The organism is Ruegeria atlantica, from assembly GCF_001458195.1.
Lineage (GTDB): Bacteria > Pseudomonadota > Alphaproteobacteria > Rhodobacterales > Rhodobacteraceae > Ruegeria > Ruegeria atlantica.
Genome location: NZ_CYPU01000011.1, coordinates 1 through 26483, shown reverse-complemented (window position 1 = coordinate 26483; position 26483 = coordinate 1). Strand labels below are relative to the sequence as shown.

Genomic DNA, 26483 nt, shown 5'->3' with positions numbered 1-26483 from the left:
TGTAGTCCCCGGCAGCCCGGGCATTGGGGAAGACGCGCTTAGAACGCGTCTTCGAATTTCTTGGCCAGATCTTCGATGTTGTCGGGCGGCCAGTCCTCGACATCCATGCCGAGGTGCAGACCCATGCCGGACAGCACTTCCTTGATCTCGTTCAGCGACTTGCGGCCGAAGTTCGGGGTGCGCAGCATCTCGGCTTCGGTCTTTTGGATCAGGTCGCCGATGTAAACGATGTTGTCGTTCTTCAGGCAGTTTGCCGAACGGACAGACAGTTCCAGCTCGTCCACTTTTTTCAGCAGCAGCGGGTTGAACTCCAGACCATCGTCTTCGTCCTGGCGCCCAGCCGATTCCGGCTCGTCGAAGTTGACGAAGATTGACAGCTGGTCCTGCAGGATACGAGCGGCAAAAGCCAGCGCGTCTTCCGGCGTGATCGAACCGTCGGTTTCGATCTTCAGGGTCAGCTTGTCATAATCCAGAACCTGACCTTCACGGGTTGGCTGAACGTCGTAGGCAACCTTTTTGACCGGCGAATAGATCGCGTCGATCGGGATCAGGCCGATAGGCGCATCTTCCGGCTTGTTCTTCTCAGCCGAAACATAGCCCTTGCCAGTGTTTACGGTCAGTTCCATGAACAGGTCAGCGCCATCGTCCAGGTGGCAGATGACGTGATCGCGGTTCAGAACCTCGATGCCAGCGCTTTCGCTGATGTCGCCAGCGGTGACAACTGCGGGGCCTTTGGCATTGATCGACAGGCGCTTGGGGCCTTCGACTTCCATGCGCAGGGCAACCTGCTTGAGGTTCAGGATGATATCGGTGACGTCTTCACGAACGCCTGCGACCGAGGAAAACTCGTGCAGGACGTTGTCGATCTGAACGCTGGTGATGGCCGCGCCTTGCAGCGAGCTCATCAGAACGCGGCGCAGCGCGTTGCCCAGGGTCAGACCAAAGCCACGCTCCAGCGGCTCGGCAACCAAGGTCGCCTGACGCGCAGGATCGTTGCCCGGCTTGCCTTCCAGCTGGGTCGGCTTGATCAATTCAGCCCAATTCTTATGGATCATGTAATCCCTCCATTCCTGTCCGCGCCCCATGACCAACAAGGTGCAGACGCCCGAGGTTCAAAATGACGTGCTGGGGCCGTGCAAAAACACAGCCCCAGCTCAATTCTAAATCGCTTAGACGCGACGACGCTTCGGCGGACGACAGCCGTTGTGAGCGATCGGAGTTACGTCACGGATCGACGTGATGTTGAAGCCCACAGCAGCCAGCGCGCGCAGAGCCGATTCACGACCAGAGCCGGGGCCCTGAACTTCGACTTCCAGCGTCTTGACGCCGTGATCCTGCGCCTTCTTGCCTGCATCTTCTGCAGCCATCTGAGCGGCGTAAGGTGTCGATTTACGCGAACCTTTGAAACCCATGGTTCCTGCCGAAGACCATGCAATGGCGTTGCCTTGCACGTCCGAGATCAGGATCTTGGTGTTGTTGAAGGTCGAATTCACGTGGGCGACGCCCGATGCGATATTCTTGCGCTCTTTTTTCTTGGTACGAGTCTTTTCGCGTGCCATCAGTCAGACCCTCCTTATTTCTTCTTACCAGCAATGGCCTTTGCGGGGCCTTTGCGGGTACGAGCATTGGTGTGGGTACGCTGACCGCGAACGGGCAGGTTACGACGGTGACGCAGACCGCGGTAGCAGCCCAGGTCCATCAGGCGCTTGACGTTCATCTGAACTTCGCGGCGCAGGTCACCTTCAACGGTGAAGTTTGCGTCGATATGTTCGCGGATGGCCAGAACTTCGGCGTCGGACAGTTCATTGACGCGACGGGTCGCGTCGATGCCTACGGCTTCGCAGATCGCTTTGGCCGAGGTGTTTCCGATACCGGTGATATATGTGAGGGCGATAGGTACCCGCTTTGCAGTCGGGATGTTTACGCCGGCAATACGTGCCACGTGTCACTTTCCTTTTTTGTTGCGGTTCCGTAGCTCCGGAACCTTTTTTCACAACACTCGATCTTGGCAGTGGCGCCAGAGGACCCAGTATTATTCGAGGTGGTCGGGGCATCCGGAACGAATCCCGCATGCGGTCGTGATTCCCGTTAGGGATGGGGGTCGATATGGGCTTTTCCCGTTCAGGTCAAGGGCAGAAATGGATCAGTCGTTTCCGACGTCGACGCCACCATCCAAAACCTGCGAAATCTCGTTTTGAACGGCGTCGATTTCACCCAGGCCGTCAACCCAGGACAGGTTGCCCTTGGCATAATAATAGCCGATCAGCATCGAGGTCTTTTTGTAGTACTCCATCAGACGGGTCTTGAGGCTTTCCTCATTATCATCGGCGCGGCGTTTAAAGTCGTTTTCCTTGCCACAGTTGGAGCATTGTTCATCGGCAGGGATCGGCTTGGTGATGTCATTGTAGACCTCGCCGCAGCCTCCACAGGTCGAGCGGGCGGTGATCCGTTCGACCAGCGCGTCATCGTTGACTTCCATCGCGATGACCGCATCCAGCGTTTCGCTGGTGCTTTTCAGCAGATCTCCCAACGCGTCAGCCTGCGCCAGCGTGCGCGGAAAACCGTCGAAAATGAAACCGCCTTTGGCACCTTGTTCCAGTTTTTCACGGATCAGGCCGATGACGATCTCGTCGGTTACCAGTTCACCTTTAGCCATCACCTCGGCGACGCGGTTGCCCATTTCGGTCCCGCTGTCCTTGGCTTCTCGTAGCATGTCACCGGTGCTCAGTTGCACCATACCACGCGTTTCAACCAGATGACGCGCTTGCGTTCCTTTGCCCGCACCCGGCGGGCCCAACAAAATGATGTTCATCGACGAGCGGGTCCCTTCCTGCCGCGTTTCTTGCTTTTACCGCGCAGCTGGGACTTTTCGATAAGCCCTTCGTATTGATGCGCCAGCAAATGGCTCTGCACCTGCTGGATCGTGTCCATGGTCACAGAGACGATAATCAGAACCGAGGTGCCGCCGAAGTAGAACGGGATCGCGAATTGGTTCCGCAGAATTTCAGGCAGCAAACACACCAGCGCCAGATAGGCCGAACCCAGAACCAGCACGCGGTTCACCACGTATTCAAGATACTCGGCGGTTTTCTTACCGGGGCGAATGCCGGGCACAAAACCGTTCTGTTTTTTCAGGTTGTCCGCAACATCATCCGGTTTGAACGAGACGTTGAATGTGTAGAAATAGGCAAAGAACACGATCATCGACGCGAAGAAAAGAAGATACAGCGGCTGACCGGGGCCAAAGTTGGCCAGCAGCCACGACATGACCGGGCCGTTCGTGGCACCCGACGAGAAGGTCGAGATCGTTACCGGCAGCAACAGCAAAGAGCTGGCAAAAATCGCCGGGATAACACCCGCCGGGTTCACCTTGACTGGCAGGTGGCTGGAGCCGCCCTCGTATACCTTCATACCGGCCTGACGGCGCGGGTATTGAATGTGGATCTTACGCAGCGCGCGTTCCATGAACACCACGAAGGTAATGACCACGATAACCATGACGATCACACCGATGATCACGGCGGGGCTGATTGCACCCGAGCGACCGGACGCAAAGAACTGCGCCAGAGCAGCCGGAACCTCGGCAATGATGCCGACGAAGATGATCAGAGAGATACCGTTGCCGATGCCGCGCGCGGTGATCTGTTCACCCAGCCACATCAGGAACATCGTACCGCCAACCAGAGTGATCATGGTCGACATGCGGAAGAAAAGCCCAGGATCGGTGGCCAGATCGCCCGATTCCAGCGAAACCGCCAGACCATAGGCCTGAACAGTGGCTAGGGCCACGGTGCCGAAACGGGTGTACTGGTTGATTTTCTTGCGCCCCTGCTCGCCCTCTTTCTTAAGCTGTTCGAGCGCGGGAACCATGGATGTCAGCAGTTGCACGATGATCGAGGCTGAAATGTAAGGCATGATGCCGAGGGCAAAGATACCCATCCGCCCCAGCGCCCCGCCGGTGAACATCGAAACCATGCCGCCGATGCCCTGCCCCGCTTGCTCCATGAACTCGCGCAGTGCTTGTCCGTCAATCCCCGGCACCGGAATGAAGGTGCCCAGACGATAGACGATCAGCAATGCAAGCGTGAACAGGATGCGGTTGCGCAGATCGGTGGCTTTACCAAGGGCAGACCAGCTTGTGTTGGCTGCCATTTGTTCTGCTGCTGATACCATAAATCGGTCTCTCTTATGAAAACACCGCCCGGAACCGTTTTCCGGCTCGGGCGGCGTCTTGGAAAACTCTGAGGTCTATGTAAGCGGGTCTTGGCCCGCTCACAAGCGCTTACTCTGCCGCAGCAGCTTTTGTGACCGTAAGTGAGCCGCCCGCTTTCTCGACTGCTTCAACAGCAGCTTTCGAAGCACCGGTGACTTCCAGGTTCAATTTGGCGCTGATTTCGCCTTTGGCCAGAACGCGAATACCGTCCAGCTTGCGACGAACAAGACCGGAGGCGACCAGCGCATCCTCGGTGATCGCAGCTTTGGCGTCCAGCTTGCCGGCGTCGACGAATTTCTGGATCAGGCCCAGGTTGATAACGGCGAATGCCTTGCGGTTCGGCTTGTTGAAGCCACGCTTGGGCAGACGCTGGTACAAAGGCATCTGACCGCCTTCATAGCCATTGATGGCCACACCCGAACGGGATTTCTGGCCTTTGATGCCACGGCCACCCATTTTACCTTTGCCGGAACCCGGACCACGGCCAACGCGGGTGCGTTTCGGTGTGGCGCCAGGATTGTCGCGCAATTCGTTCAGTTTCATTTCGCTTCTCCTAAGCCGGAAATGACCCGCGAAGCGTGATGGGTCAGACACGGCATTTCTTGGTTTTGATTCGTATGGCGCAAAGCCACCGCAGGCGTATAGGACTGTTGGGACAAGTTGGCAAGCCCGCAGCCCCTATACGTCATTCGTCAGACCCGTCGGCAAGGTCGTCTGTTGCGGCTTTTTTCTGCAAGGGCGCTGCGTGCGGGTCGATCCCATGCTTTTCGACCAGCCGGCCAACCATGCTTTCCGGATGTGGGATTCCGTTGAACCGATTGAGTATGAACGAACGCATGCGACGGCCATAGAAATGGATCGACATGGTGTTGTCAGTTAGAAACTCTTCGGCGTTTCCATTGGCGCGCACCATTAGCCGTCGATCTTTTTATGTTATAGGATACAAAACCTCTTGTGGTTGGGCAAACCTAGCCTCTTTGTTTAGCGTCAAAAGCCCGGTCAACGCTCGCGGCCCCCACGCCCCACGGCATATCGCTTGCGTAGGGGGGATCACCGGCCAATGCCATGTCAATTAGCGGTTGGCGGTGCTTGGGCGGCAACCAATGCGGAATGCGATAAGGATTATTGGTGTAGTCGATCAAATCATACAGCGTTGCGCTGTCCGCAGGCAAAGCCAACACCCCACCGTTGATTTCGTGCGCGGCTAGCCAACCATGCAAATGACCGTTTTCAGTTGTAAAGGGTTTGACACAATATGCGTCGGTATCGGCCCAGATTATGTCCGGCACTTTCGCCAGCATCTGCACGCGAAACTTGTCGGAATGCAGCGCGGGACTGCCCGTGCGCTTGTGTAGGATCACCTCATCATCCGCCAGTACTTACCGCGCGTCACGCACTTCGACACCCTCGGGGATGTTTGTGACCGGCCCGTAAGTATAAAGGCGGACATGTTGGCCGACATCCAGAAAGGACTTGGTGCACAACTGCTCGAGAAAGCTAAGTGGGCCTTCAATCCAAAGCATGCCAACCTGATACTCTTTCACCGGCTCCGGCCCTTCGTGTTGTTCCTGGTTACGGCGCCGACAGGTGCCCTATCGCGTATTTGGCCCATTTCCCGCTAGGTCGCAACGGTTGGGGCGAAATTCCTGTCGACTGTGCCAAGAGCACCTCAGAATCAAAAGAGACGCCCTCAGGCGTCTCTTGGTCAGGTTGTCGGTAAGGTCACGAACAATAAACGTGGTCCCTAGCGATGTCCTTTATATCGCAGCGGCGAACACCGATGTCGTCCAGTTCACGATCTGTTAGACTCTGCAATTCCGAATAAGTCTGATCATACTGAGCACGCAGGGCATTTGCCTCTTTGACGCGCTCGAAAAAGTTCGCGATGCGGGCGCTCAGGCCAAAGCCGTCGCGGGTGTATGTAGCTGTGTGAGCCATGATGTATTTCCTTTCTCTGCCCGGGGCGAATTCCCCGGCAACTGTTTGCGTTCCTTGTTTGGACAGGGCTGAGATAGGTCCGGGCGATATCGCTAACAACCGAAGTTTCGGTCTAGCCGTTATGCATCTATTGAATAGCTGAGCAGCAGGTCGCGCAGCTGTGAGACCAATTGCATGGGAGTAAGCGGCTGCTACTGGTGCAGCTACTTTCCCGCGCGTCTTCTGCGGGCAGTCATCGCCCGGCCGTCGCGTATACTCAACCCCATCAAAGTGAGGTTAGTGGCACCAGCGAGCAACTCAACGACCTGCACAGCGTAGAAACTGTTGTCAAAGGACCCAGTGCTCGCTTTCGCGTTCAGGAAGATTGCAGCGGGAACAAGGATCAACAGACCGATCATCGCGATGATCGGCATTCGCTTCTTCTTGGCTAGCGCCGGTGTGTCCTTGCGTCGACGCCCAAGGGACATGCCGGATGCACCCACGATCACCATCGCGGGCACAAGGATAAACAGCCCACTGACGATCATGGACTTTACGGCCGCGACAGTCGCATGGGTCGCAAACAATTCGCAGTACAAAGTGGATGTCCAGAACATGAATATTGTCAGGAATCCGATTATACCGGCGATAGGGTGAATTGATTTTATCATGTGCCTACTCCGCTTTTGGCATCAGGCAACGCAGTGGTTTTCGACTGTGAGCTTTCTTAGAAGATGTGGACGCGCCACGGCGCTTTCGGGATAGTCTGCAATTCGACGCTGGAACTCTGGGTGGGTGAAGGCGTCGCGAAAGCTTTTGACGTCCTGCCAGATCGCGTAGTTCACGAAAGTCGAACTGCCAGCGATCCCCTGATGAAGCTGAGTCGATATATATCCCGACTGGGACTTCATGAAGTCAGCATCATGTGCCCAGGCCTTCAACAGCGCCTCTTCGTCTTTCGCGTCCACTGTAAATACGTTGATCAGCACCACAGGGCCTTCCTCGGCCTGCATCTGATCAGCCAGTGTGACGATCTTATCCATCTCTTCGATATGAGCCATTTCGATTCCTTTCCATTCTTTTGTATAGCTTGCTATATATTATTGCATAGCTTGCTATTCAAGTGTAAATCTCAAGCATGGATTTCGAAAAAGAGAACTCGGCCGGATATCTGGTCAATCACATGGCGCGATTGTTCGCGAAAGAGCTGCAACACCACATTGCGCCTTTGGGCATCGTTGTTGGACAGTTCCCAGTCTTGCTGGAGCTTTGGCTCAAAGACGGCGTCACCCAAAAGGATCTGCTGGCCAGAATTGACGTCGAACAAGCGACCCTGGCCAACACGCTCAACCGTATGGAGCGCGACGGCTTGATCAAAAGAACGAAAAACCCCGCTGACGCCAGGGCGCAGTTGATCTGGTTAACCGAAAAGGCCGCCGCACTTAGAAACAGAGCCTATGAGTCGGCCCAGAACGTGAATTCCCAAGCCTTGCAGGTTCTGACTGAGCATGAGCAGGCGCAGTTCATGGGCTACATGCGGCGGGTAATAAGCGGAATACGTTCAAGTTGAACTAAAACCACATCGGGTGAGGCGACAGCCAACACTGCCCTTAAACAAAAAAAACGCCCCCGAACTGATCGGAGGCGTTTCTAGCTCTTAGAAGCAAGGCGCTTAGCCGCGCTCTTCGATGATCTCAACCAGATGCGGGATCTTGTTGACCATGCCGCGGACCGAGGGCGTATCCTCAAGCTCGCGGGTTTTGTGCATCTTGTTCAGGCCCAGGCCGATCAGAGTCGCGCGCTGTTCAGCGGGGCGACGGATCGGGGAACCGATTTGCTTGACGACGATGGTTTTTGCCATGGGTCGCTCTCCTTATGCTTCTGCTTCAGCAGCAGCTGGTGCTTCGTCCCGCTTGGGCAGGATGTCAGCAACCTTTTTGCCACGACGCTGGGCAACCGAACGCGGGCTCTGCTCTTTCTGCAGGCCGTTGATGGTGGCGCGGATCATGTTGTACGGGTTCTGCGAGCCCAGCGACTTGGACACAACGTCCTTCACGCCCAGCATTTCGAACACGGCACGCATCGGACCACCGGCGATGATACCGGTACCTTCAGGTGCGCTGCGCATAACCACTTTACCGGCGCCATGACGGCCTTCGATGTCGTGGTGCAGGGTACGACCTTCGCGCAGTTGCACGCGGATCATCTGACGCTTGGCTTGTTCAGTCGCTTTGCGGATGGCTTCAGGTACTTCTTTCGCTTTACCTTTGCCAAAGCCTACGCGGCCTTTCTGATCGCCTACGACCACCAGAGCGGCGAAGCCAAAGCGCTTACCACCTTTTACGGTTTTCGATACGCGGTTGATCGCAACCAGACGATCTGCGAATTCCGGAGTTTCGTCGCGGTCACGTCCACGGCCCCGGCGGTTATCACGTTCTGCCATTTTGGCATCCCTTTTCTTTGGTGACGCTTGCGGCGTCGTTTGTTCAATCCAAGTGGGCCCCGGCATTGCCAAGGCCCCCGGATCATCGGGGCGGATCGAAACCCGCCCGCAAGTCTTAGATCTTCAGACCACCTTCACGCGCAGCGTCGGCGACAGCCTTCACTTTGCCGTGGAACAGGAAGCCGCCACGATCGAAATAGGCCTCTTCGACGCCTGCCTTCTTGGCACGCTCGGCGATGGCCGCGCCCACTTTGGTGGCCGCTTCGACGTTGTTCTTGCCAACAACACCCAGATCTTTTTCCAGGGTCGAGGCCGAAGCCAGGGTCACGCCACGTACGTCGTCGATCAACTGAACAGAGATGTTCTTGTTCGAACGGTGTACGGACAAACGCGGACGACCCGCGTTGACCTTGCGAAGTTTGTTCCGAACGCGCAGGCGGCGCTTCAGAAACAGGGTTCTTTTGCTGTTTGCCATTGTTTGCGTCCTTACTTCTTCTTGCCTTCTTTGCGGAAGATGAACTCGCCCTTATAGCGGATGCCTTTGCCCTTATAGGGCTCGGGACGGCGCCATTCACGGATTTTCGCCGCGACTTCGCCCACCTGCTGCTGGTCGTTACCTTCCACAATGATCACGGTCTGCTTCGGCGCGGTGATGGTGACACCTTCCGGAGCGACGAAATCAACGTCATGGCTGTAGCCCAGGTTCAGCTTCAGGGTGTTGCCCTGCATCTGAGCCCGGTAACCAACACCCTGGATCTCCAGCTCTTTCTTGAAGCCTTCGGTCACACCGGTCACCAGGTTTGCGACCATTGTGCGGCTCATGCCCCACTGCTGGCGCGCGCGCTTGGACATACCGCGAGGGTTGATCTGAACCACGTTATCTTCGACAGACAGCGAAACGTCGTCAGTCGCAGTGAAGCTGCGGGCGCCTTTCGGGCCTTTGACTTCGATGGTCTGGCCGGAAACCGAGGCAGTTACGCCGCTGGGCAATTCGACCGGACGTTTACCAATACGAGACATTGACAGACCTCCTTAGAAGACGGTGCAGAGCACTTCGCCACCAACATTGTTGGAGCGTGCGTTCTGGTCCGACATCACACCTTTCGGAGTGCTGACAATCGACACACCCAGACCCTGACGGACCTGCGGGATGTCATTGACGCCCATGTATACGCGACGACCGGGCTTAGAGACCCGCTTCAGTTCGCGAATGACAGGGGTGCCTTCGTAGTATTTCAGGCTGATTTCGATGGCCGGATGACCGTTTTCACCGGTCGTCGCTTCGTAGCCACGGATGTAACCTTCGTCCGCCAGCACGTCCAGAACCCAACCGCGCAGCTTGGAAGCCGGGGTGGAAACGGTGGACTTGCCACGCATTTGCGCGTTGCGGATACGGGTGAGCATATCGCCGATAGGATCGTTCATATCATTCTCTCCCTTACCAGCTCGATTTCACCATGCCGGGGATCTGACCAGCAGAACCCAGCTCGCGCAGCGCGATACGGCTGACCTTCAGCTTACGGTAGTAAGCGTGGGGACGACCTGTCAGCTGACAGCGGTTGTGCAGACGAGTAGCCGAGCTGTTGCGCGGCAGTTTCGCCAGTTTCAGACGCGCTTTGAAGCGCTCTTCCATCGGCTTGCTCTCGTCATTCGCGATTTCTTTCAGCTCGGCACGCTTTGCGGCATATTTGGCCACCAGGCGTTCGCGCTTCTTCTCGCGTTCGATCATTGCTTTTTTAGCCATGTCTCAATCCTCCCGGCGCTTACGCGTTGAACGGCATGTTGAAAGCTTTCAACAGTGCCTTTGCTTCAGCGTCGGTTTTCGCTGTGGTGGCAATTACGATGTCCATGCCCCAGACTTCATCAACTTTGTCGAAGTCGATTTCCGGGAACACGATGTGCTCTTTCATGCCCATGGCAAAATTGCCCTGACCATCGAAAGACGGCTTCACGCCGCGGAAGTCACGAATACGTGGCATCGCGATGGTGATCAGACGATCCAGGAATTCGTACATCCGGTCACCGCGCAGAGTCACTTTCGCACCCAACGGCATGTCTTCACGGACGCGGAAGCCAGCGATCGACTTCTTCGCTTTGGTGGAAACAGCCTGTTGACCAGCAATCGCAGTCAGATCCTCGACAGCAGCTTTCGCTTTCTTCGAGTCTTTAACCGCTTCGGCACCACAACCGATGTTCAGAACGATTTTGTCCAGCTTGGGCAGCTGCATGTCGTTCTTGTAGCCGAACTCTTCTTTCAGAGCGGCACGGATGGTTTCAGCGTACTGAGCTTTCAGACGCGGGGTGTAGGTTGCGTTATCAAGCATCGATCACGTCCCCCGTGGTCTTGGCGAAGCGCACTTTCTTGTCACCTTCCATGCGGAAGCCAACGCGAGTTGCTTTGCCGTTCTTGTCCAGCAGAGCCAAGTTCGACAACTCGATCGGGTTTGCCTGAGGCAGACGACCACCCTGAGAGTTCTGAGTCTGGCGAGTGGCGCGGATGGCGATGTTGATACCGTCAACAACAGCTTTTCCGGCAGATGGGTTAACCGAGGTGATAGTTCCCTCTTTGCCCTTGTCCTTGCCGGCCAGCACGACGACCTTGTCGCCTTTGCGGAGTTTAGCAGCCATGATTACAGCACCTCCGGAGCGAGCGAGATGATTTTCATGAAGTTCTTGCCACGCAGTTCACGAACAACCGGGCCAAAGATACGTGTACCTACGGGCTCGTTGTTGTTGTTCAGGATGACGGCGGCGTTGCGATCAAAACGGATCGCGGTGCCGTCTTCGCGACGGACTTCTTTGGCGGTGCGTACGACGACGGCCTTACGGACGTCACCTTTCTTTACGCGGCCGCGCGGGATGGCTTCCTTCACCGAGACGACAATGATGTCGCCGACGGAGGCGTATTTACGCTTGGAACCACCCAGGACCTTGATGCACTGAACTCGGCGTGCGCCGGAGTTGTCAGCGACATCCAGATTGGTCTGCATCTGGATCATGTGGTTTCTCCCGACCTGTGGGGGCTGGTCTGGTTAGATCCCCCAGGGTTTCGACAAATGGAAAAATCCTGAAAGCTTACGCTTCCAGAACTTCCCAACGTTTCGTCTTCGATTTCGGCGCGCATTCGATGATGCGAACAGAGTCACCGACCTTGAAGGCGTTCTTTTCATCGTGAGCCCGGTATTTCTTGGACTTACGGATGGTTTTCTTCAGAACCGGATGCGTAAAGCGGCGCTCGACGGACACGGTTACGGTTTGTGCGTTGGCATCGCTGGTTACGGTGCCGGACAGGATACGCTTGGGCATAGGATTACTCCTCCGATGCCGCAGCAGCGGCCTTTTCGTTCAGAATGGTTTTGACGCGGGCAGCGTTGCGGCGGGCCGCTTTGATGCCGGCGGTGCTTTCCAGCTGACCGGTTGCCTGTTGAAAGCGCAGGTTAAAGCTTTCTTTCTTCAGGTTGGCCAGTTCCTCGCGGAGCTGGTCCGGGGTCTTGTCACGCAGTTCTTGGGCGTTCATCGCCTTTTTCCTTTGCTCAAAACACCAGAAGGCCCCTTACAGGGTCACCTTTGACCTGGTGGATGAATGATAGACATACGAATCCCCCGACTCGGCCAGGGGAACGCAAGATGCCGCTCTATAGGGGGTTCAGCAGTGGGTGGCAAGGGAAAGTTTGGCGCATGAGAATGCAAGCAAACTAGCCACGTAAAAACTATATTTGTTTGCAGGCTTCCAAAGCTTGAAGCAGGACATAAAACGTTGCGCTGATCGTCACCGCCGAAACAACCAATTCAACCGGGGTGATGTTTCGCATTCCGCGCAAACCTATGATCGCCAGAATGCTCTCTCTCACGTTCCAACCCGTTCGATAAAGTATCAGCAGAAACAGCACCAACACGCCCCCCCCCAAAATACTGGAGTAGCAGTTTCCATGGCCTGCCTGAGACACGGGTTTATACCACTTGTTGTCAAAGCTAACACCGATCACTTCCTTCGCGGCGATCTTCATCAGTGCGTCGCAGTGCAGTCAATCGCAATTTTGGCACTACCTTCCACAAACGAAAAACGCGGCCTCGTTTGCACGAGACCGCGTCTTCAACTGTCTAAGTCTAAGTGACTTACGCCAGAGCGATGTTCACAGCCGACTCGCGACCGTCACGGCCGGGCTCGATGTCGAATGTTACTTTCTGGTCGTCGGCCAGGCCGGTCAGACCCGAGCGCTCAACAGCAGAGATGTGTACAAACACGTCTTTGCCACCGGTCTCCGGTGCGATGAAGCCAAAACCTTTAGTTGTGTTGAACCATTTTACGGTGCCATTGGCCATATCCGTAGTCTCCTATTAAATTGCTGTCCGCGGAATTGCGACAGCGCGGCGTTGTAGGTCTGGATCGAGAGACTGAACGCCGAAGATTCGGGAGACAGTGGTCGAAAAAGAAAAACGTAAGCGTGCCTCACATGGTTCATGACGACACATATTGCAAGGTTTTTCGACAACTCGAAGTGAAAAGTGATTGGCGGCGGCACCGCCCTTTCGTCCCGCATTCGCTACACTGATACAATTACCGTGTCGTGAACCGGGGTTCACTCCCACTTATAGTTAAAGCTGACACTGATGCGCTCATCCTCAGCCATATTCATCGGCACCTCATGTCGCAGCCAGCTTTCCCACAGCAGGACATCTCCCACCTGCGGCTTCATATAGATGAACGGCTGCAAATCCCGCCGCCCGCCCTTTAGCCGCGTCGGTGCCGCCATCATACGGGCCGAGCGGGGGTCTTCCAGTTTCAGCGCGCTTGCCCGTTCGGGCATCGCCACATAGGTCGTGCCGGAAATCACGCTGTGCGGGTGCAGGTGGCTGGAGTGCATTCCGCCTTCGGGGAGAAGGTTGATCCACAGGTCTTCGAGCTTCAATTCACCCTCGCCCAGATCGAACTCCAGATCCTTGGCAAAGGCTGCCACATGCTGATCCAACGCTTTGACCAGATCGGCAAAGATCGGGAACCGCCAGGGCAGATCGGTCAGCGAGGCATAGCTGGTGTAGCCGGGATAGCCGTTTTCTTCGCACCATTCCTGCCCAGCCTCATCATCCTCGGCGATGACAAGACAAGAATTTTCCATTTCCTCAGGATCGATCTTGGGATCGAATTCGGAAAGGGCTGCGCGATAAAGACGGGTAACGAAGAGTGATTCAATCTGTGCCATGGGTCGGGCATAGCCCAAGCCCTGACCCAAGACCAGCCCCAGCCAGCCTTCAGTTTTTGACCGGTCCCGAACCGCAGCGCGGGATCGGTCGTCCGCCATCTGCGTAGGCCAGACACATGACGATCTCATCCGGTTTCGGCGCATCCGGAATATTCAAAGTCATGGTATCGAAATGGTCAAAGGACCACGGGTTGTCCTTGTGCCCAAGCGGCAGATCGATTGAACATCCCGGTGCCCCGAGCTTGGCATTAGACGGAATGACAGCTTCGCCTCCACCGGCTGTAGCACGCATCGGAGCGCCAAGTTTCGGGTGGATCAGTGCGCCGCCTTGTTCGAGATCGCCATTCGCACCAACAATCGCTGCTTTACCGTACGAAATCGGAGAACCGTCGAGTTGAGAAACAGCCTCGGCCGCGAGGTCAGCGCCGAGCGCACCACCTATTTTAAACAGCTCGGACAAGTCTTCCGAAAATTTACCGGCGAGTGGGTTCTGTATGACTGCCAAAGCTGCAACCCGGCAGACCGGAGCACATAGTTGCCCCAATTGGTCGGTGGTTATAATCTCTTTGATGAATACCTTCTTGCGCAGCTGAAACATATGACCCTCCCATTCACAATTGTCAGCCTATGGGGGCCATGGACAATCGTCGACTTCTTTCACGAAACGATGGGGTGGATCACAATAGGCTGACGAAAAAGAAAACCCCCGCCGGTGTCCCGACGGGGGTTAATCTTGTTACGAAGGGCTTTCGCCCAATCGCTTACCAGTCTTCGCGGATCACTACGCGGGTCTTGATCGGCAGCTTCATCGCGGCCAGGCGCAGGGCCTCACGTGCGATGTCGTCATTGACGCCGTCGATCTCGAACATCACGCGGCCAGGCTTGACTTTGCATGCCCAGCGGTCGACCGAACCTTTACCTTTACCCATACGAACTTCGATCGGCTTTGCAGTGACCGGGGTGTCGGGGAAGATGCGGATCCAGACACGGCCCTGACGCTTCATGTGACGCGTCATGGCACGACGTGCAGCTTCGATCTGGCGTGCAGTTACACGCTCAGGCTCAAGAGCTTTCAGACCATAGGTGCCAAAGTTCAAATCAGAGCCGCCTTTGGCTTCACCCTTGATCCGGCCTTTGTGCATCTTGCGGAATTTAGTACGCTTTGGTTGAAGCATATCTTTCCCTCCTTAGCGACGACCGCCACCAGCACCACGAGGTGCAGGGCCGTCCTGGAGTTCCTGTGCTTTACGGTCACGTGCCTGCGGATCGTGCTCCATGATCTCACCTTTGAAGATCCAGACCTTGATCCCGATGATCCCGTAGGGGGTCATCGCTTCGGCTTGTGCGTAATCGATGTCGGCGCGCAGCGTGTGCAGAGGCACACGGCCTTCGCGGTACCACTCGGTCCGTGCGATTTCAGCGCCGCCCAGACGGCCAGCGACGTTCACCCGGATACCCAGAGAGCCCATGCGCATGGCGTTCTGAACAGACCGTTTCATCGCGCGACGGAACGAAATCCGGCGCTCCAGCTGCTGAGCGATGGACTCGGCAACCAGCTGCGCGTCAAGCTCGGGCTTGCGCACTTCGACGATGTTCAGGTGCAGTTCGCTGTCAGTCATGTTAGCAAGCTTTTTGCGCAGCACTTCAATGTCTGCACCTTTCTTGCCGATGATGACACCGGGACGTGCGGTGTGGATCGTAACGCGGCACTTCTTGTGCGGACGTTCGATGATCACACGCGCAATACCGGCCTGCTTGCACTCTTTGTTGATGAACTCACGGATCTTGAGGTCTTCCAGCAGAAGATCACCGTAGTCCTTGGTGTCGGCGTACCAGCGGCTGTCCCAGGTGCGGTTCACCTGCAGGCGCATGCCGATCGGATTTACTTTATGACCCATTAGGCTTGCTCCTCAACTTGACGCACCTTGATGGTGATCTCCGAGAACGGCTTCATAATCTTGCCGAACCGACCACGGGCACGCGGGCGACCGCGCTTCATGACCAGGTTCTTGCCAACCCATGCTTCGGCGACGATCAGCTCGTCAACGTCCAGGTTGTGGTTGTTCTCGGCGTTGGCGATTGCGGACTGCAGGCACTTCTTGACGTCCTGAGCGACACGCTTGTTCGAGAAAGTCAGGTCGGTCAGAGCCTTCTCAACTTTCTTGCCGCGGATCATTTGCGCAACCAGGTTCAGTTTCTGCGGGCTAGTGCGAAGCATGCGTGTTTTTGCCATTGCTTCGTTTTCAGCCACGCGGCGGGGGTTCTTTTCCTTGCCCATGACTTACTTCCGCTTCGCTTTTTTGTCAGCGGCGTGACCGTAATAGGTACGAGTTGGCGAATACTCACCAAACTTCTGACCGATCATGTCTTCCGAGACGTTGACGGGGATATGCTTATGGCCGTTGTACACACCAAAGGTCAGACCCACGAATTGGGGCAGAATGGTGGAACGACGCGACCAGATCTTGATGACTTCGTTGCGGCCCGACTCGCGCGCTGCTTCGGCTTTTTTGAGCACATAAGCATCGACGAAAGGACCCTTCCAAACAGAGCGAGACATAGATTAACGTCCCTTCTTCTTGGCGTGCCGCGAGCGGATGATCAGCTTCTGGGACGCTTTGTTCTTGTTGCGGGTACGCTTACCCTTGGTGTCCTTACCCCACGGTGTAACCGGTGTACGGCCACCCGAGGTACGACCTTCACCACCACCGTGCGGGTGATCGATCGGGTTCATTGCAACACCACGAACCGACGGACGAACGCCTTTGTGGCGCATACGACCGGCTTTACCGAGGTTCTGGTTCGAGTTGTCGGGGTTGGACACGGCACCAACGGTGGCCATGCATTCCTGACGGACCATGCGCAGCTCGCCCGAGCTCAGACGGATCTGAGCGTAGCCGCCATCGCGACCAACGAACTGAGCGTATGTACCGGCCGCACGTGCGATCTGACCGCCTTTACCAGGCTTCATCTCGATGTTGTGGACGATGGTACCGATAGGCATGCCCGAAAACGGCATTGCGTTGCCCGGCTTGATGTCAGCCTTGGCAGATGCCACGACTTTGTCACCAACAGCCAGACGCTGCGGAGCCAGGATATATGCCTGCTCGCCGTCTTCGTATTTTACCAGTGCGATGAATGCGGTCCGGTTCGGGTCATATTCGATCCGTTCAACGGTTGCCGCGACATCAAATTTGTTCCGTTTGAAGTCAACGATCCGGTAGAGACGCTTTGCGCCACCGCCGCGGCGGCGTGAAGTGATCCGTCCGGTGTTGTTCCGGCCGCCCGATTTGGTCAAACCCTCAGTGAGAGACTTGACCGGACGTCCTTTCCAAAGCTCCGAACGGTCGATCAGCACCAGCCCGCGCTGGCCCGGCGTCGTCGGCTTGTACGACTTGAGTGCCATGCTTTCTGTCTTCCGTTTAGCAAGTGCGGGGATTTCCCCGCTATGTGATAGGCCCCCGTAGGTGCCAAGGGTATAGGGCCCCGAAGGTCCCCGGTTTCAAATATCATAGGCCCCGGAACGAATCCGAGGCCGTAAGATTGGATGCGTTTAGCAGTGATGGGGGTGGGTGTCTATAGGATTCAACAAAAACAAAAAAACAGGAAAACTCTAACGCTTCAAACTACGAAATCAGTAGATTTTAAGCTGCCATAGCCGACTTGGCTTCCATTGAAGCTAACCGAGACTTTACCAACGTAGCTATCTGACGATTTACGTTCCTTAACTTCACATGCTGCTTAAACTGGGCCAAGTCATGCCGGTCCATCAAGTCTACAAATGCGGTGTTCACAAAGGAAGAAGTCACATTGAAAACGTCAGTAAAATCAAGCGTAACGCTTTGCATTTTACTTAAGTTGGCATCCAGCAGAGCACTCAACACGGCGCCTTGTGCATTGGTATCACACCCGTCAACAATGTCTCGAATGTACACTACCATTCCAAATCCTCCAGATCGCCGTCTGTTCGCTCAATTGCCGACGTGTTAAACTCCAAGACAATTAGCGTCCCCGGACAGTACCCGTTTTGTGTATACGGCACGGCATTTAACAAATTGCCAACTTTTTCGAACACCACCGCACCATTCGCGGAGTTAACTTCAAGTTTTCCAGACAAATTCTGCACTACGTTTTGTAGTAAGAAATGTAGCCCGATACCTCTGTTTCTGGGAGTGCTCTGCGATGTAAACTCATCTTCAAATGCCTTTATTATGGCTTCGCTATCTGACAGGCCCTCACAAACGCGCCCAACGGTCGTCGGGATTCCAACACCAAAATCTGCAACAGCAACAATTACGCGTTCTTCTTGCGGGTACCACTGTGCAAATACGCTGCCGACGTCGAACTCTGTGTGATCATCAATGTTGTTGAAGAGCTCCGACAGACAGGTCGCCAACTCGCCAAGATCATGTTGGGCAATTTTTGAACACCCCGAAAGCCAAGGAACAAACGTGTTCCGAACCCAATCGTGACTTTCCGTGTGCCGCACCTCGATTAAAGGTTGCGTAGTTGCACGAGGGTTACTCCAAGCATTCAGCTTAGAACCCATATGCTGCTCGAAGAACAAGGAATCGTCCAAGAAACGTATCGCTTCGGACATCTTGTTCATATTGCCGTAAGTGACCGCGCACCCTTTACGAAGAAGAAATCTGGAGAGGTTGCTTAGAAACACCACTCCCGAAGGCCTCACAAAACTAAGGTACCTAAAGTCAAAATTGACTTCGGCAGGTAGAGTATCAAACTGACCAAAGCTTCTATTCACTTGAGTGAACAGGGAATGCGCTGTAAATTAACCTAGTAGTATCACGCTAACGGACATTGGCTGGCTCTTCTAAATTTCTTGTGCGCTCAAAGCAGTGACTACAACAGTCAGTTTGCCAATCAACCCAGAAATGAAGGTTTGCCACTAAAATTTCGGAATGATTGATTCCGTGGAAATTGCAGGAAGTAGTTAAAACAAAAAAACCAACTTCCTTACGCACCCAACTCCCCAAAGACGGATTCGATCAGAGACCGGTAAACACGTCGATGGTGCTCCGCTCTTCCAGGGTCGTATATGCTTTCTTAACGTCTTTCCGCTTTCCCAACTGGCCTCGCACGATCACTTCTTGTCGCGCGCGGCCTTCTCTTCTTTGGTCAGTTTGGCGTTCCAGACATTCTTGCTCAAACCCAGCTCTGCAGGCGCGGGTTTGGTTTTGCCGACGCTGACTTTGCCTCCTTTATCCAGGAACTCCTGAATAAGGGCCTCATCTGTTGTTTCTTTGGGGACATGTTTCATACGTGTATGCCTATCTGCTCTGTGCACTCGAAGCAACGGCAGCTTCGCGGGGCAAATCTGACAGAGCAAGTTCAGAACAGACATTCAAATAACAAAAAACCACCGCTTGCGTGGGGGCTTTCGTCTTTTTCCAAGGGCAGTTCCGATCAGGGGCCGAAGGGTACGTCGGTGGTGTTACCTTCTTCACGGGTCACATGTGATTTCTTGACGTCTTTCCGGTTGTGCTCCACCCGGCGGAACACCCCTCACCCATACAGCGCACGCGCCTCAGCGAAGGACAACAAACGGCGGTTATTTTCGTCCCACAGGTGCAACCGTGCATTCGCGAGGCTCTCACGGATGGTCATCTTGTTGCTGTTGGCCAGCTCATCATGATCGCGCAGCACTTCGGTCAGGCGATAGAACGGGATGCGGCTATACAGGTGGTGCACGTGGTGGATGCCGATGTTGGCGCTGAACCACTGCAGCACAGATGGCAGGATGTAATGCGAGCTGCCGTGCAAGGCAGCCTCATGCAGTTGCCAGTCCTTATCAGCATCCCAGTGCGTGTCTTCGAACTGATGCTGCACATAGAACAGCCACACGCCCGCAGTCGCGGCAATCAGGGTCGAAGGCAGAAAGATCAGCAGCACCGGCATCAGGCCGCCAAAATAGTATACGGCCACGAGCGCAGCCAGAATGGCAAGGTTGGTGCCCATCGCGCTGATCCAGAACCTGACGCTGCCCGTCAAACCCAACGGGAGGCGGTTCTGGAACAGAAACAGATAGCCGGGGCCAAGGACAAAAAGAGTAATGGGGTTGCGATAAACCCGATACCAGAACCGGTTCATGGGCGTCTTTGAACGGTACTCAGCGACTGTCAAAGTGTGAATATCGCCCATTCCCCGTTTGTCCAAATTGCCCGAGCTGTTGTGATGGTTGGAATGCGTGCGGCGCCAGACGTCATACGGCGTCAAGGTCAATACACCAATGACCCGCCCAACCCAGTCGCTGACCGACCGGTTCTTGAAGAACGCTCCGTGCCCACAATCATGCTGGATCGCAAACAAGCGCAGCAGGAAGGCCGCGTTGAGAACGGCAATCGCAAAAGCCAACCAATAGCTAACCGAAAGCGACATCCAGGACAGCGCCCATAGCACGAAGAAAGGGATAATACTGACACCCAGCTCAAAGGAGCTGCGCCACTGGTTCGGCTCGCGGTATTTGGCAAGTGTCGTAACCCAATCCCGCGCGGCGGTCACATCCGGTTTGTCCGGGGTCGAGAGATAGGGTTTTGTCATGCGCCTGCCATGTCACTTATGTTTGTAGAAACCGCATAGACTACCGATCCGGCATAGCAAGCGAATTCTGGCTGAGGCGAATGTGTCGCGCTCATTTTCTCTGGTGTTGTTGCTCAAGAAAACCTCCGCTTTCGCGGGGACCCTCACGCTTATCCGTAGGCGGATCCGATCAGAGATAGGTATTTACATCGATAGTGTAACCCTCTGCCTAGATCAAAAATGCTTTTTTTGTCCCTTTTCCGGCGACCCAACTGGCTATGGAACCGCCTGACCTTAAACCTCGCTCTGAAACACGTATCGCGAAACATGGCGATAGGTTTGACCCTTGCGCAATACCGCACTTGGAAACCCTTGCTGGTTGATTGAATCGGGCCAGACCTGTGGTTCCAAAGCGACGCCAGAATAAGGGCCGTAGGGTCGGCCGCCCAAGCCAATGCGTGGACCTTCATCCAAAGACGAACCGGAATAGACCTGCAAACCCGGCTCGGTCGTCTCGAGCTGCATCGAAAGACCTGAGGACGACCCGGTCAGCGTCGCCACAGGACGACAAGGCAGACGCTGATCGGACAGGCAGAAATTGTGATCGTATGCCCAGCCCCCCAAAGGTCGCGATGACCGCAGATCAAAGGGCGTGCCCGCAACGCTAAGCGCTTCACCTGTGGGAATGAGGTCCCCGTCAAGAGGGGTGTAGCGTTCAGCGCGCACCATTAGTTCGTGCTGGCGGATGTCTGTGCCACCGTCGAGGTTGAAATAGATATGCGGGGTCAGATTGCATAGGCTTGCCGACGTTGTCCGCGCTTCCATTTCGATACTCAATGTAGCGTCCGCCTCGACTCGGAAGGTCACCGCCACTTCCAAGTCGCCGCCAAAGCCCATGTGGCCATCAGGCAGGGTCAGCTGCAAAGTGACCGCGCCCGGTGTAACGCTGGAAATTTCCCAGACCAGACAATCCATACCTTGCGTTCCGCCGTGCAACGTATGAGTGCCCAAATAATTGCGATCCAGCTGGTAGCTAGCGCCATCCAGACTGTATGACGCGCGCGCGATCCGATTGGCACAACGGCCCACCATGGCTCCTAGGTAAGCAGTGCTGTCTTCATAGCCTGCAATCTCCGGCCACCCCAATATCAGAGGATGCTCAAAACCCTGCAAACGCAGATCCTGCAACGTTGCGCCATAGGTCAGGATACGCGCAGAAAGCGCCCCCTGCCCAATATCGATGCTTCTGACGATCTGACCATCCCGGGTTTTCCCGAAATCGCGAACCTGCTGTTCAGCCTGCATATCACCCGTCTCACTGCCTTTAGGTCACTGTGCACAGGTCCGGGCCAAATTCAACGCGGCCAGATGAGCTGCGCCAACAAAAAAAGGCCCCTGCTGATGCAGGGGCCTTTTGTTTTTGCCACAGACGGGTCCAATCAGAGACCGGTGCTTACGTCGATGGTATTACCCTCTTCCAGGGTCACATATGCTTTTTTGACGTCTTTCCGCTTGCCCAACTGGCCGCGGAACCGCTTGACCTTGCCTTTGGTGATGGTGGTGTTGACCGCCTTCACCTTGACACCAAACAGCGATTCAACCGCTTCTTTGATCTGCGGTTTGTTGCTGTCGATCGCCACTTCAAAGACAATCGCGCCGTTCTCAGACGCCATGGTCGACTTTTCAGTGATGATCGGCTTGCGGATCACGTCGTAGTGTTCTGCCTTCGCGCTCATTTCAGACGAGCCTCCAGTGCTTCGACAGCCGCTTTGGTGAGCACCAGAGTGTCACGCTTAAGGATGTCATAAACGTTTGCACCCATCGACGGCAGGATATCCAGACCTTCGATGTTGCGCGACGCCTTCAGGAAACCTTCGTTCACGGTCGCCCCGTCGATGACCAGAGCGCGCTTCCAGCCCAGGTTTGCAACCTGTTTGGCCAGTGCAGCGGTCTTGCCTTCGGCTTCGGCGTTTTCGATCACAACCAGTTCACCAGCTGCCATTTTGGCAGACAGCGCGTGGCGCAGACCGAGTTTACGGAACTTCTTCGGCAGGTCATGACCATGCGAACGCACGACCGGACCTTTGTAAACGCCACCACCCCGGAAGATCGGTGCCGAGCGTGCGCCGTGGCGTGCGCCACCGGTGCCTTTTTGGCGATAGATCTTCTTGGTCGAGTAGGACACTTCCGAGCGGGTCTTGACCTTGTGGGTGCCGGCCTGCGCGTTGTTGCGCTGCCAACGGACCACACGGTGCAGGATGTCCGCGCGCGGCTCGAGGCCGAACAGATCGGCGTCCAGCTCGATGTTGCCGGCTTTGCCGCCGTCCAGTTTGATTACATCAAGTTTCATGCTTCACCACCTTCCGCGGGAGCTTCTTCCGCAGGTGCTTCAGTTGCAGCACCTTTTACGGCTGCCGGGAAAGGCAGGCCTTCCGGTGCTTTCTTCTTGACGGCGTCCTTGACGGTAACCCAGCCCGATTTCGGTCCGGGAACGGCGCCTTTGATGAAGACCAGACCACGGTCGGCGTCGGTTTTGACGACTTCCAGGTTCTGGGTGGTTACACGGGCAGCACCCATGTGACCGGCCATCTTCTTGCCTTTGAAAACCTTGCCCGGATCCTGACACTGGCCAGTCGAACCGTGCGAACGGTGGCTGATCGAAACACCGTGCGAGGCGCGAAGACCACCGAAGTTGTGGCGCTTCATTGCACCGGCAAAGCCTTTACCGATCGAGGTGCCCGAAACGTCAACTTTCTGACCTTCCAGGAAGTGTTCTGCTGAAATCTCGGCGCCCACTTCGATCAGGCCATCTTCAGAGACGCGGAACTCGGCCAGCTTACGCTTGGGCTCGACCTTTGCAGCGGCATAGTGACCGCGCATGGCCTTCGAGGTGCGTTTTGCCTTGGCCGCACCAGCACCCAACTGAACGGCGGTGTAGCCGTCTTTGTCAGCGGTCCGCTGTGCAACGACCTGCAGGCCGTCCAGGTGAAGAACGGTCACAGGAATCTGCTTGCCGTCTTCCATGAACAGGCGGGTCATGCCAACTTTTTTTGCGATAATACCAGAGCGCATAATCTATACCCTCCGATCTTACGACTGCAGCTTGATCTCGACGTCCACACCAGCGGCGAGGTCGAGCTTCATGAGCGCGTCAACGGTCTGGGGGGTCGGATCAACGATGTCGAGCAGACGCTTGTGCGTGCGGATCTCGAACTGGTCGCGGGATTTCTTGTCAACGTGAGGGCCACGTAGAACCGTGAACTTCTCAATCTTGTTCGGCAGCGGGATCGGGCCGCGCACGTTCGCGCCGGTCCGCTTGGCAGTGTTGACGATCTCTTGCGTGCTGGCATCCAGAACGCGATAGTCAAATGCCTTCAGCCGAATACGGATGTTTTGGCTTTGCATTATAACAGCCTTTTATCAGGCGTTGAGGTTGAGAGGAGGACAAGCGCGCATCGCCAACCCTCTTCGAACCCAAAAGGCGGGAATCACCCCGCCTCGATGTTCTTGTAGAGAACTCGCGCGATTTACAGGGGTTGATGGGGTTTGGCAAGGGGGAATTGAACTGGGCTCGCTAGAGCTCTCAGACCAGCTTCAGCGCAAATTGCCTGTCACTGAAAATCAGCGTGTGGGGAAAAGCTCTCGAAACTCTTCTCGCATACGCAATCGCTCTGGATACTCCAAAAGGAATTGTTGTGGTGGTTTCCCCTCCCAGACCTGAGCGTAGACACGCATCTTGTTGCCAACATAAATCTTTGCAAGGTCTTCGTTGGAGTATCCGCGTGCCCAAAGATCATCCGTAATGGCGGCCAATATCTTGGCTAACTCGCCATTGCCTGTAGCACCATTGTTGAACGCATCAATCATGTAACCGCCGTCGTCATACATGCTGGCATTTGCGGTCGCGAACTCAACGACGAGCTCAGTTGAAAACATGTCGTCGGTAGCGATGCCCACATGATCTATTCCAACTAACTGCACATAGTAATCGATCATGTCGGCCGCTTGTTTGGGCGAAATATCCTCTGGCCAAACGCCGTCCATCATCCACTCAGTGAACGTCGGAGACACATAGCCACCAGATTCGGCAGCTCTGAGTGCTTCATCGTCTGGAATAGCTCGATAGCAACCGCGCGGTGTCGCGTTCGGTTCGCTCTGATACAAACCCGAAGTTACAGAATGGGTATAGACGAATGGAACGCCGGGATAATTGCTCTCCATATAGGCCATAGCGTCATTGGCCGTCCGAGATCCGGTGTGGCTGAGGTCCAACAGAATTCCGAAACGAACCATCTCGTCAATAACCGACTTGCCCCAAGGCGTCAGCCCGATGTCATTTCCATTGTAGGCCGCCAACTGGCCCGACCCGGTCCTGAAAATATCATTATAAGCCAAGATCATGCTTTTGATGCCCAAGTCCTTGAGCATTGCCATCTTCCTGAGATCACCATTTAGGATCGTGGCGGTCTGACTGTTCCAGATGACAGCGGTTTTTCCCTGAGCATGAGCAGCCTTGATGTCTCGCGTCTCATTCACAACCAGATAGTTTTCCGGTTGCTCAGCCATTGCCGCTCGAAAATGGTAGTGCTGCTCCAAGAGCGTCTCGAAAGACATGTCTGCAGCCGCAAGAGTCATTTCGCGCCCCGTAATTCCATTTTCGCGCGCGCGTTCAAAATAGGTGTGCAACTGCTCGTACTCCGTCCACCCGGTTCCATAAGGGCTGGCGAGCATACCCAGTACAATCGTATCTTTAACGAACTGATTTGCCGCGTCCGATGCCTCCCAAACCTTGCTTTCTTCGCTGGCAGAAACCGGAGTGATAGCTATCGTTAGAAGGCTCAATAGGACTATGGCTATTTTCACGATTGCGCTCCCAAATCTCACTGCGCCTTTTGGGATAATGCATGCAAAGCAACAATCAGGGTAGTACGAAATCTAATTTTTGAATTTAATCGGTATGAAAAAAGGCGCCCCGAGGGACGCCCTTTCTTTAGTTCAACCGATTGGGTGGCAGAGCCGCCTTACTCGACGATTTTCGACACGACGCCAGCGCCGACGGTGCGGCCGCCTTCGCGGATGGCGAAACGCAGGCCGTTTTCCATCGCGATCGGTGCGATCAGCTCAACCTCGAACGACACGTTGTCGCCAGGCATAACCATCTCGGTGCCAGCTGCCAGGGTCACGGTGCCGGTCACGTCAGTTGTACGGAAGTAGAACTGAGGACGGTAGTTCGCGAAGAACGGAGTGTGACGACCGCCTTCTTCCTTGGTCAGGATATAGGCTTCGGCTTCGAACTTGGTGTGCGGTGTAACCGAACCCGGCTTACACAGAACCTGACCACGCTCAACGCCTTCACGGTCGATGCCGCGCAGCAGGGCGCCGATGTTGTCGCCCGCTTCGCCGCGATCCAGCAGCTTGCGGAACATTTCAACACCAGTACAGGTGGTTTTCTGTGTGTCACGGATGCCGACGATTTCGATCTCGTCGCCAACGTTGATCACGCCACGCTCAACACGGCCGGTCACAACGGTACCACGACCCGAGATCGAGAACACGTCTTCGACCGGCATCAGGAACGGCTGGTCAACAGCGCGCTCAGGTGTCGGGATGTACTCGTCCACGGCAGCCATCAGCTTGCGGATCGATTCTTCGCCGATTTCCGGCTTGTTGCCTTCCATCGCGGCCAGAGCCGAACCTGCGATGACCGGAATGTCGTCGCCGGGGTAGTCATACGAAGACAGCAGCTCGCGGATTTCCATTTCCACCAGTTCCAGCAGCTCTTCGTCGTCAACCTGATCCACTTTGTTCATGAACACGACCATGGTCGGGATGCCAACCTGGCGGCCCAGCAGGATGTGCTCACGCGTTTGCGGCATCGGGCCGTCAGCAGCGTTCACAACCAGGATCGCGCCGTCCATCTGTGCGGCACCGGTGATCATGTTCTTGACGTAGTCGGCGTGGCCGGGGCAGTCGACGTGCGCATAGTGACGCGTGTCGGTCTCGTATTCCACGTGGGCGGTCGAGATGGTGATGCCACGTGCTTTTTCTTCAGGCGCGCCGTCAATCTGATCATACGCTTTGAAGTCACCGAAATACTTGGTGATTGCTGCGGTCAGCGTGGTCTTGCCGTGGTCAACGTGGCCAATCGTGCCGATGTTGACGTGCGGCTTAT

At 55.5% G+C, this 26483-nt stretch carries 44 protein-coding genes and 1 pseudogene; 1 reads left to right on the top strand and 44 read right to left on the bottom strand.

Annotation, left to right across the window (positions count from 1 at the left end):
- Positions 1 to 38: 38 nt before the first annotated feature.
- The 12 genes from RUA4292_RS02675 to RUA4292_RS02630 all read right to left on the bottom strand — a co-directional run bounded on the left by RUA4292_RS02675 (position 39) and on the right by RUA4292_RS02630 (position 7191).
- Positions 39 to 1055 carry a DNA-directed RNA polymerase subunit alpha gene (locus RUA4292_RS02675; protein WP_058276312.1) on the bottom strand — a complete coding sequence of 339 codons (1017 nt, stop codon included), beginning with the start codon at positions 1053 to 1055 and terminating at the stop codon, positions 39 to 41.
- Between the two features lie 114 nt (positions 1056 to 1169).
- Positions 1170 to 1559, bottom strand: a complete 390-nt coding sequence (gene rpsK, locus RUA4292_RS02670; RefSeq protein WP_037311698.1) for a 30S ribosomal protein S11 — start codon at positions 1557 to 1559, stop codon at positions 1170 to 1172.
- A 14-nt stretch (positions 1560 to 1573) separates the two neighbouring features.
- Entirely contained in the window at positions 1574 to 1942 is a 369-nt protein-coding gene (gene rpsM, locus RUA4292_RS02665) for a 30S ribosomal protein S13 (protein WP_058272383.1), read from the bottom strand.
- A 201-nt stretch (positions 1943 to 2143) separates the two neighbouring features.
- Positions 2144 to 2812: an adenylate kinase gene (locus tag RUA4292_RS02660; protein ID WP_058276181.1), complete on the bottom strand. Its 669-nt coding sequence runs from the start codon at positions 2810 to 2812 to the stop codon at positions 2144 to 2146.
- Positions 2809 to 4173 carry a preprotein translocase subunit SecY gene (gene secY / locus RUA4292_RS02655; protein ID WP_058276180.1) on the bottom strand — a complete coding sequence of 455 codons (1365 nt, stop codon included), beginning with the start codon at positions 4171 to 4173 and terminating at the stop codon, positions 2809 to 2811. Before secY ends, RUA4292_RS02660 begins: the two co-directional genes overlap by 4 nt.
- Positions 4174 to 4282: 109 nt before the next feature.
- Positions 4283 to 4756, bottom strand: coding sequence for a 50S ribosomal protein L15 (rplO, locus tag RUA4292_RS02650; RefSeq protein ID WP_058272380.1), 474 nt, complete (start codon positions 4754 to 4756; stop codon positions 4283 to 4285).
- A 142-nt stretch (positions 4757 to 4898) separates the two neighbouring features.
- Entirely contained in the window at positions 4899 to 5126 is a 228-nt protein-coding gene (locus RUA4292_RS25115) for a hypothetical protein (RefSeq protein ID WP_233493316.1), read from the bottom strand.
- Between the two features lie 55 nt (positions 5127 to 5181).
- Complete coding sequence (locus tag RUA4292_RS25110; protein WP_233493315.1) at positions 5182 to 5574, bottom strand: hypothetical protein; 393 nt, start codon at positions 5572 to 5574, stop codon at positions 5182 to 5184.
- An 18-nt stretch (positions 5575 to 5592) separates the two neighbouring features.
- Positions 5593 to 5736 (bottom strand): hypothetical protein, encoded by a 144-nt coding sequence (locus RUA4292_RS25105; protein ID WP_233493314.1) that lies wholly within the window; start codon positions 5734 to 5736, stop codon positions 5593 to 5595.
- 199 nt (positions 5737 to 5935) lie between these two features.
- A complete protein-coding gene (locus RUA4292_RS02640; RefSeq protein ID WP_058276179.1) occupies positions 5936 to 6151 on the bottom strand; it encodes a DUF1127 domain-containing protein in 216 nt (71 codons plus the stop codon).
- 203 nt (positions 6152 to 6354) lie between these two features.
- Positions 6355 to 6801 carry a hypothetical protein gene (locus RUA4292_RS02635; protein ID WP_058276178.1) on the bottom strand — a complete coding sequence of 149 codons (447 nt, stop codon included), beginning with the start codon at positions 6799 to 6801 and terminating at the stop codon, positions 6355 to 6357.
- Positions 6802 to 6822: 21 nt separating this feature from the next.
- Positions 6823 to 7191: an antibiotic biosynthesis monooxygenase family protein gene (locus RUA4292_RS02630; protein WP_058276177.1), complete on the bottom strand. Its 369-nt coding sequence runs from the start codon at positions 7189 to 7191 to the stop codon at positions 6823 to 6825.
- 77 nt (positions 7192 to 7268) lie between these two features.
- Between RUA4292_RS02630 and RUA4292_RS02625 the strand changes: the two genes are divergently transcribed.
- Positions 7269 to 7700 (top strand): MarR family winged helix-turn-helix transcriptional regulator, encoded by a 432-nt coding sequence (locus RUA4292_RS02625; RefSeq protein ID WP_058276176.1) that lies wholly within the window; start codon positions 7269 to 7271, stop codon positions 7698 to 7700.
- 102 nt (positions 7701 to 7802) lie between these two features.
- Here the strand turns inward: RUA4292_RS02625 and rpmD are convergent, their stop codons facing one another.
- The 32 genes and pseudogenes from rpmD to tuf form a co-directional block, all read right to left on the bottom strand.
- Positions 7803 to 7991 carry a 50S ribosomal protein L30 gene (rpmD, locus tag RUA4292_RS02620; RefSeq protein WP_008757946.1) on the bottom strand — a complete coding sequence of 63 codons (189 nt, stop codon included), beginning with the start codon at positions 7989 to 7991 and terminating at the stop codon, positions 7803 to 7805.
- Between the two features lie 12 nt (positions 7992 to 8003).
- Positions 8004 to 8573 carry a 30S ribosomal protein S5 gene (gene rpsE / locus RUA4292_RS02615; RefSeq protein ID WP_058272455.1) on the bottom strand — a complete coding sequence of 190 codons (570 nt, stop codon included), beginning with the start codon at positions 8571 to 8573 and terminating at the stop codon, positions 8004 to 8006.
- 115 nt (positions 8574 to 8688) lie between these two features.
- Complete coding sequence (gene rplR / locus RUA4292_RS02610; protein WP_010437103.1) at positions 8689 to 9048, bottom strand: 50S ribosomal protein L18; 360 nt, start codon at positions 9046 to 9048, stop codon at positions 8689 to 8691.
- Positions 9049 to 9059: 11 nt separating this feature from the next.
- Positions 9060 to 9593, bottom strand: coding sequence for a 50S ribosomal protein L6 (gene rplF, locus RUA4292_RS02605; RefSeq protein ID WP_058276175.1), 534 nt, complete (start codon positions 9591 to 9593; stop codon positions 9060 to 9062).
- A 12-nt stretch (positions 9594 to 9605) separates the two neighbouring features.
- On the bottom strand, positions 9606 to 9998 hold the full coding sequence (rpsH, locus tag RUA4292_RS02600; protein ID WP_008757119.1) for a 30S ribosomal protein S8: 393 nt from the start codon (positions 9996 to 9998) through the stop codon (positions 9606 to 9608).
- A 13-nt stretch (positions 9999 to 10011) separates the two neighbouring features.
- Positions 10012 to 10317, bottom strand: a complete 306-nt coding sequence (gene rpsN, locus RUA4292_RS02595) for a 30S ribosomal protein S14 (protein ID WP_010437098.1) — start codon at positions 10315 to 10317, stop codon at positions 10012 to 10014.
- Positions 10318 to 10336: 19 nt separating this feature from the next.
- Complete coding sequence (rplE, locus tag RUA4292_RS02590) at positions 10337 to 10897, bottom strand: 50S ribosomal protein L5 (protein WP_058272373.1); 561 nt, start codon at positions 10895 to 10897, stop codon at positions 10337 to 10339.
- Positions 10890 to 11201, bottom strand: a complete 312-nt coding sequence (gene rplX / locus RUA4292_RS02585) for a 50S ribosomal protein L24 (protein WP_058272372.1) — start codon at positions 11199 to 11201, stop codon at positions 10890 to 10892. Before rplX ends, rplE begins: the two co-directional genes overlap by 8 nt.
- Positions 11202 to 11203: 2 nt before the next feature.
- Entirely contained in the window at positions 11204 to 11572 is a 369-nt protein-coding gene (gene rplN, locus RUA4292_RS02580) for a 50S ribosomal protein L14 (RefSeq protein WP_008757934.1), read from the bottom strand.
- 76 nt (positions 11573 to 11648) lie between these two features.
- Positions 11649 to 11879, bottom strand: coding sequence for a 30S ribosomal protein S17 (rpsQ, locus tag RUA4292_RS02575; RefSeq protein WP_058272371.1), 231 nt, complete (start codon positions 11877 to 11879; stop codon positions 11649 to 11651).
- A 4-nt stretch (positions 11880 to 11883) separates the two neighbouring features.
- A complete protein-coding gene (rpmC, locus tag RUA4292_RS02570) occupies positions 11884 to 12090 on the bottom strand; it encodes a 50S ribosomal protein L29 (protein WP_037311745.1) in 207 nt (68 codons plus the stop codon).
- A gap of 193 nt (positions 12091 to 12283) precedes the next feature.
- Entirely contained in the window at positions 12284 to 12580 is a 297-nt protein-coding gene (locus RUA4292_RS02565; RefSeq protein ID WP_058276174.1) for a hypothetical protein, read from the bottom strand.
- A gap of 109 nt (positions 12581 to 12689) precedes the next feature.
- The gene (locus RUA4292_RS02560) at positions 12690 to 12896 is read right to left on the bottom strand and encodes a cold-shock protein (RefSeq protein ID WP_010437077.1); all 207 of its coding nucleotides are present in this window, start codon (positions 12894 to 12896) and stop codon (positions 12690 to 12692) included.
- A 257-nt stretch (positions 12897 to 13153) separates the two neighbouring features.
- Positions 13154 to 13774, bottom strand: coding sequence for a 2OG-Fe(II) oxygenase family protein (locus RUA4292_RS02555; RefSeq protein ID WP_058276311.1), 621 nt, complete (start codon positions 13772 to 13774; stop codon positions 13154 to 13156).
- Between the two features lie 49 nt (positions 13775 to 13823).
- Positions 13824 to 14372 (bottom strand): amino acid synthesis family protein, encoded by a 549-nt coding sequence (locus tag RUA4292_RS02550; RefSeq protein ID WP_058276173.1) that lies wholly within the window; start codon positions 14370 to 14372, stop codon positions 13824 to 13826.
- Between the two features lie 163 nt (positions 14373 to 14535).
- On the bottom strand, positions 14536 to 14949 hold the full coding sequence (gene rplP, locus RUA4292_RS02545; RefSeq protein WP_058272368.1) for a 50S ribosomal protein L16: 414 nt from the start codon (positions 14947 to 14949) through the stop codon (positions 14536 to 14538).
- A gap of 12 nt (positions 14950 to 14961) precedes the next feature.
- Entirely contained in the window at positions 14962 to 15672 is a 711-nt protein-coding gene (gene rpsC, locus RUA4292_RS02540) for a 30S ribosomal protein S3 (protein WP_058276172.1), read from the bottom strand.
- Positions 15672 to 16052 carry a 50S ribosomal protein L22 gene (gene rplV / locus RUA4292_RS02535; RefSeq protein WP_039538267.1) on the bottom strand — a complete coding sequence of 127 codons (381 nt, stop codon included), beginning with the start codon at positions 16050 to 16052 and terminating at the stop codon, positions 15672 to 15674. Before rplV ends, rpsC begins: the two co-directional genes overlap by 1 nt.
- Before the next feature lie 3 nt (positions 16053 to 16055).
- A complete protein-coding gene (gene rpsS, locus RUA4292_RS02530; RefSeq protein ID WP_010437056.1) occupies positions 16056 to 16334 on the bottom strand; it encodes a 30S ribosomal protein S19 in 279 nt (92 codons plus the stop codon).
- Between the two features lie 3 nt (positions 16335 to 16337).
- On the bottom strand, positions 16338 to 17180 hold the full coding sequence (rplB, locus tag RUA4292_RS02525) for a 50S ribosomal protein L2 (protein ID WP_008757664.1): 843 nt from the start codon (positions 17178 to 17180) through the stop codon (positions 16338 to 16340).
- A 238-nt stretch (positions 17181 to 17418) separates the two neighbouring features.
- Positions 17419 to 17715, bottom strand: a complete 297-nt coding sequence (locus RUA4292_RS02520) for an STAS-like domain-containing protein (protein WP_058276171.1) — start codon at positions 17713 to 17715, stop codon at positions 17419 to 17421.
- Complete coding sequence (locus RUA4292_RS02515; RefSeq protein ID WP_145974836.1) at positions 17709 to 18383, bottom strand: ATP-binding protein; 675 nt, start codon at positions 18381 to 18383, stop codon at positions 17709 to 17711. Before RUA4292_RS02515 ends, RUA4292_RS02520 begins: the two co-directional genes overlap by 7 nt.
- Positions 18384 to 18780: 397 nt before the next feature.
- Positions 18781 to 18870 (bottom strand): annotated as a pseudogene (locus tag RUA4292_RS24355) (50S ribosomal protein L23); the annotation flags it as partial.
- A gap of 5 nt (positions 18871 to 18875) precedes the next feature.
- Positions 18876 to 19052 (bottom strand): hypothetical protein, encoded by a 177-nt coding sequence (locus RUA4292_RS24900; RefSeq protein ID WP_050605905.1) that lies wholly within the window; start codon positions 19050 to 19052, stop codon positions 18876 to 18878.
- Between the two features lie 245 nt (positions 19053 to 19297).
- Positions 19298 to 20332 carry a fatty acid desaturase gene (locus tag RUA4292_RS02505; RefSeq protein ID WP_058276169.1) on the bottom strand — a complete coding sequence of 345 codons (1035 nt, stop codon included), beginning with the start codon at positions 20330 to 20332 and terminating at the stop codon, positions 19298 to 19300.
- Positions 20333 to 20605: 273 nt separating this feature from the next.
- Entirely contained in the window at positions 20606 to 21616 is a 1011-nt protein-coding gene (locus RUA4292_RS02500; RefSeq protein ID WP_058276168.1) for an aldose epimerase family protein, read from the bottom strand.
- Positions 21617 to 21750: 134 nt separating this feature from the next.
- The gene (locus tag RUA4292_RS02495; RefSeq protein WP_058272362.1) at positions 21751 to 22047 is read right to left on the bottom strand and encodes a 50S ribosomal protein L23; all 297 of its coding nucleotides are present in this window, start codon (positions 22045 to 22047) and stop codon (positions 21751 to 21753) included.
- Positions 22044 to 22661, bottom strand: coding sequence for a 50S ribosomal protein L4 (gene rplD, locus RUA4292_RS02490; protein ID WP_050605826.1), 618 nt, complete (start codon positions 22659 to 22661; stop codon positions 22044 to 22046). Before rplD ends, RUA4292_RS02495 begins: the two co-directional genes overlap by 4 nt.
- Positions 22658 to 23383, bottom strand: a complete 726-nt coding sequence (rplC, locus tag RUA4292_RS02485) for a 50S ribosomal protein L3 (RefSeq protein ID WP_058272361.1) — start codon at positions 23381 to 23383, stop codon at positions 22658 to 22660. Before rplC ends, rplD begins: the two co-directional genes overlap by 4 nt.
- 18 nt (positions 23384 to 23401) lie before the next feature.
- Positions 23402 to 23716, bottom strand: a complete 315-nt coding sequence (gene rpsJ / locus RUA4292_RS02480; RefSeq protein WP_008756422.1) for a 30S ribosomal protein S10 — start codon at positions 23714 to 23716, stop codon at positions 23402 to 23404.
- 216 nt (positions 23717 to 23932) lie between these two features.
- A complete protein-coding gene (locus tag RUA4292_RS02475; protein ID WP_233493313.1) occupies positions 23933 to 25174 on the bottom strand; it encodes a dipeptidase in 1242 nt (413 codons plus the stop codon).
- A gap of 158 nt (positions 25175 to 25332) precedes the next feature.
- On the bottom strand, positions 25333 to 26483 hold a 1151-nt coding region (tuf, locus tag RUA4292_RS02470; protein WP_058276167.1), incomplete at its 5' end, for an elongation factor Tu.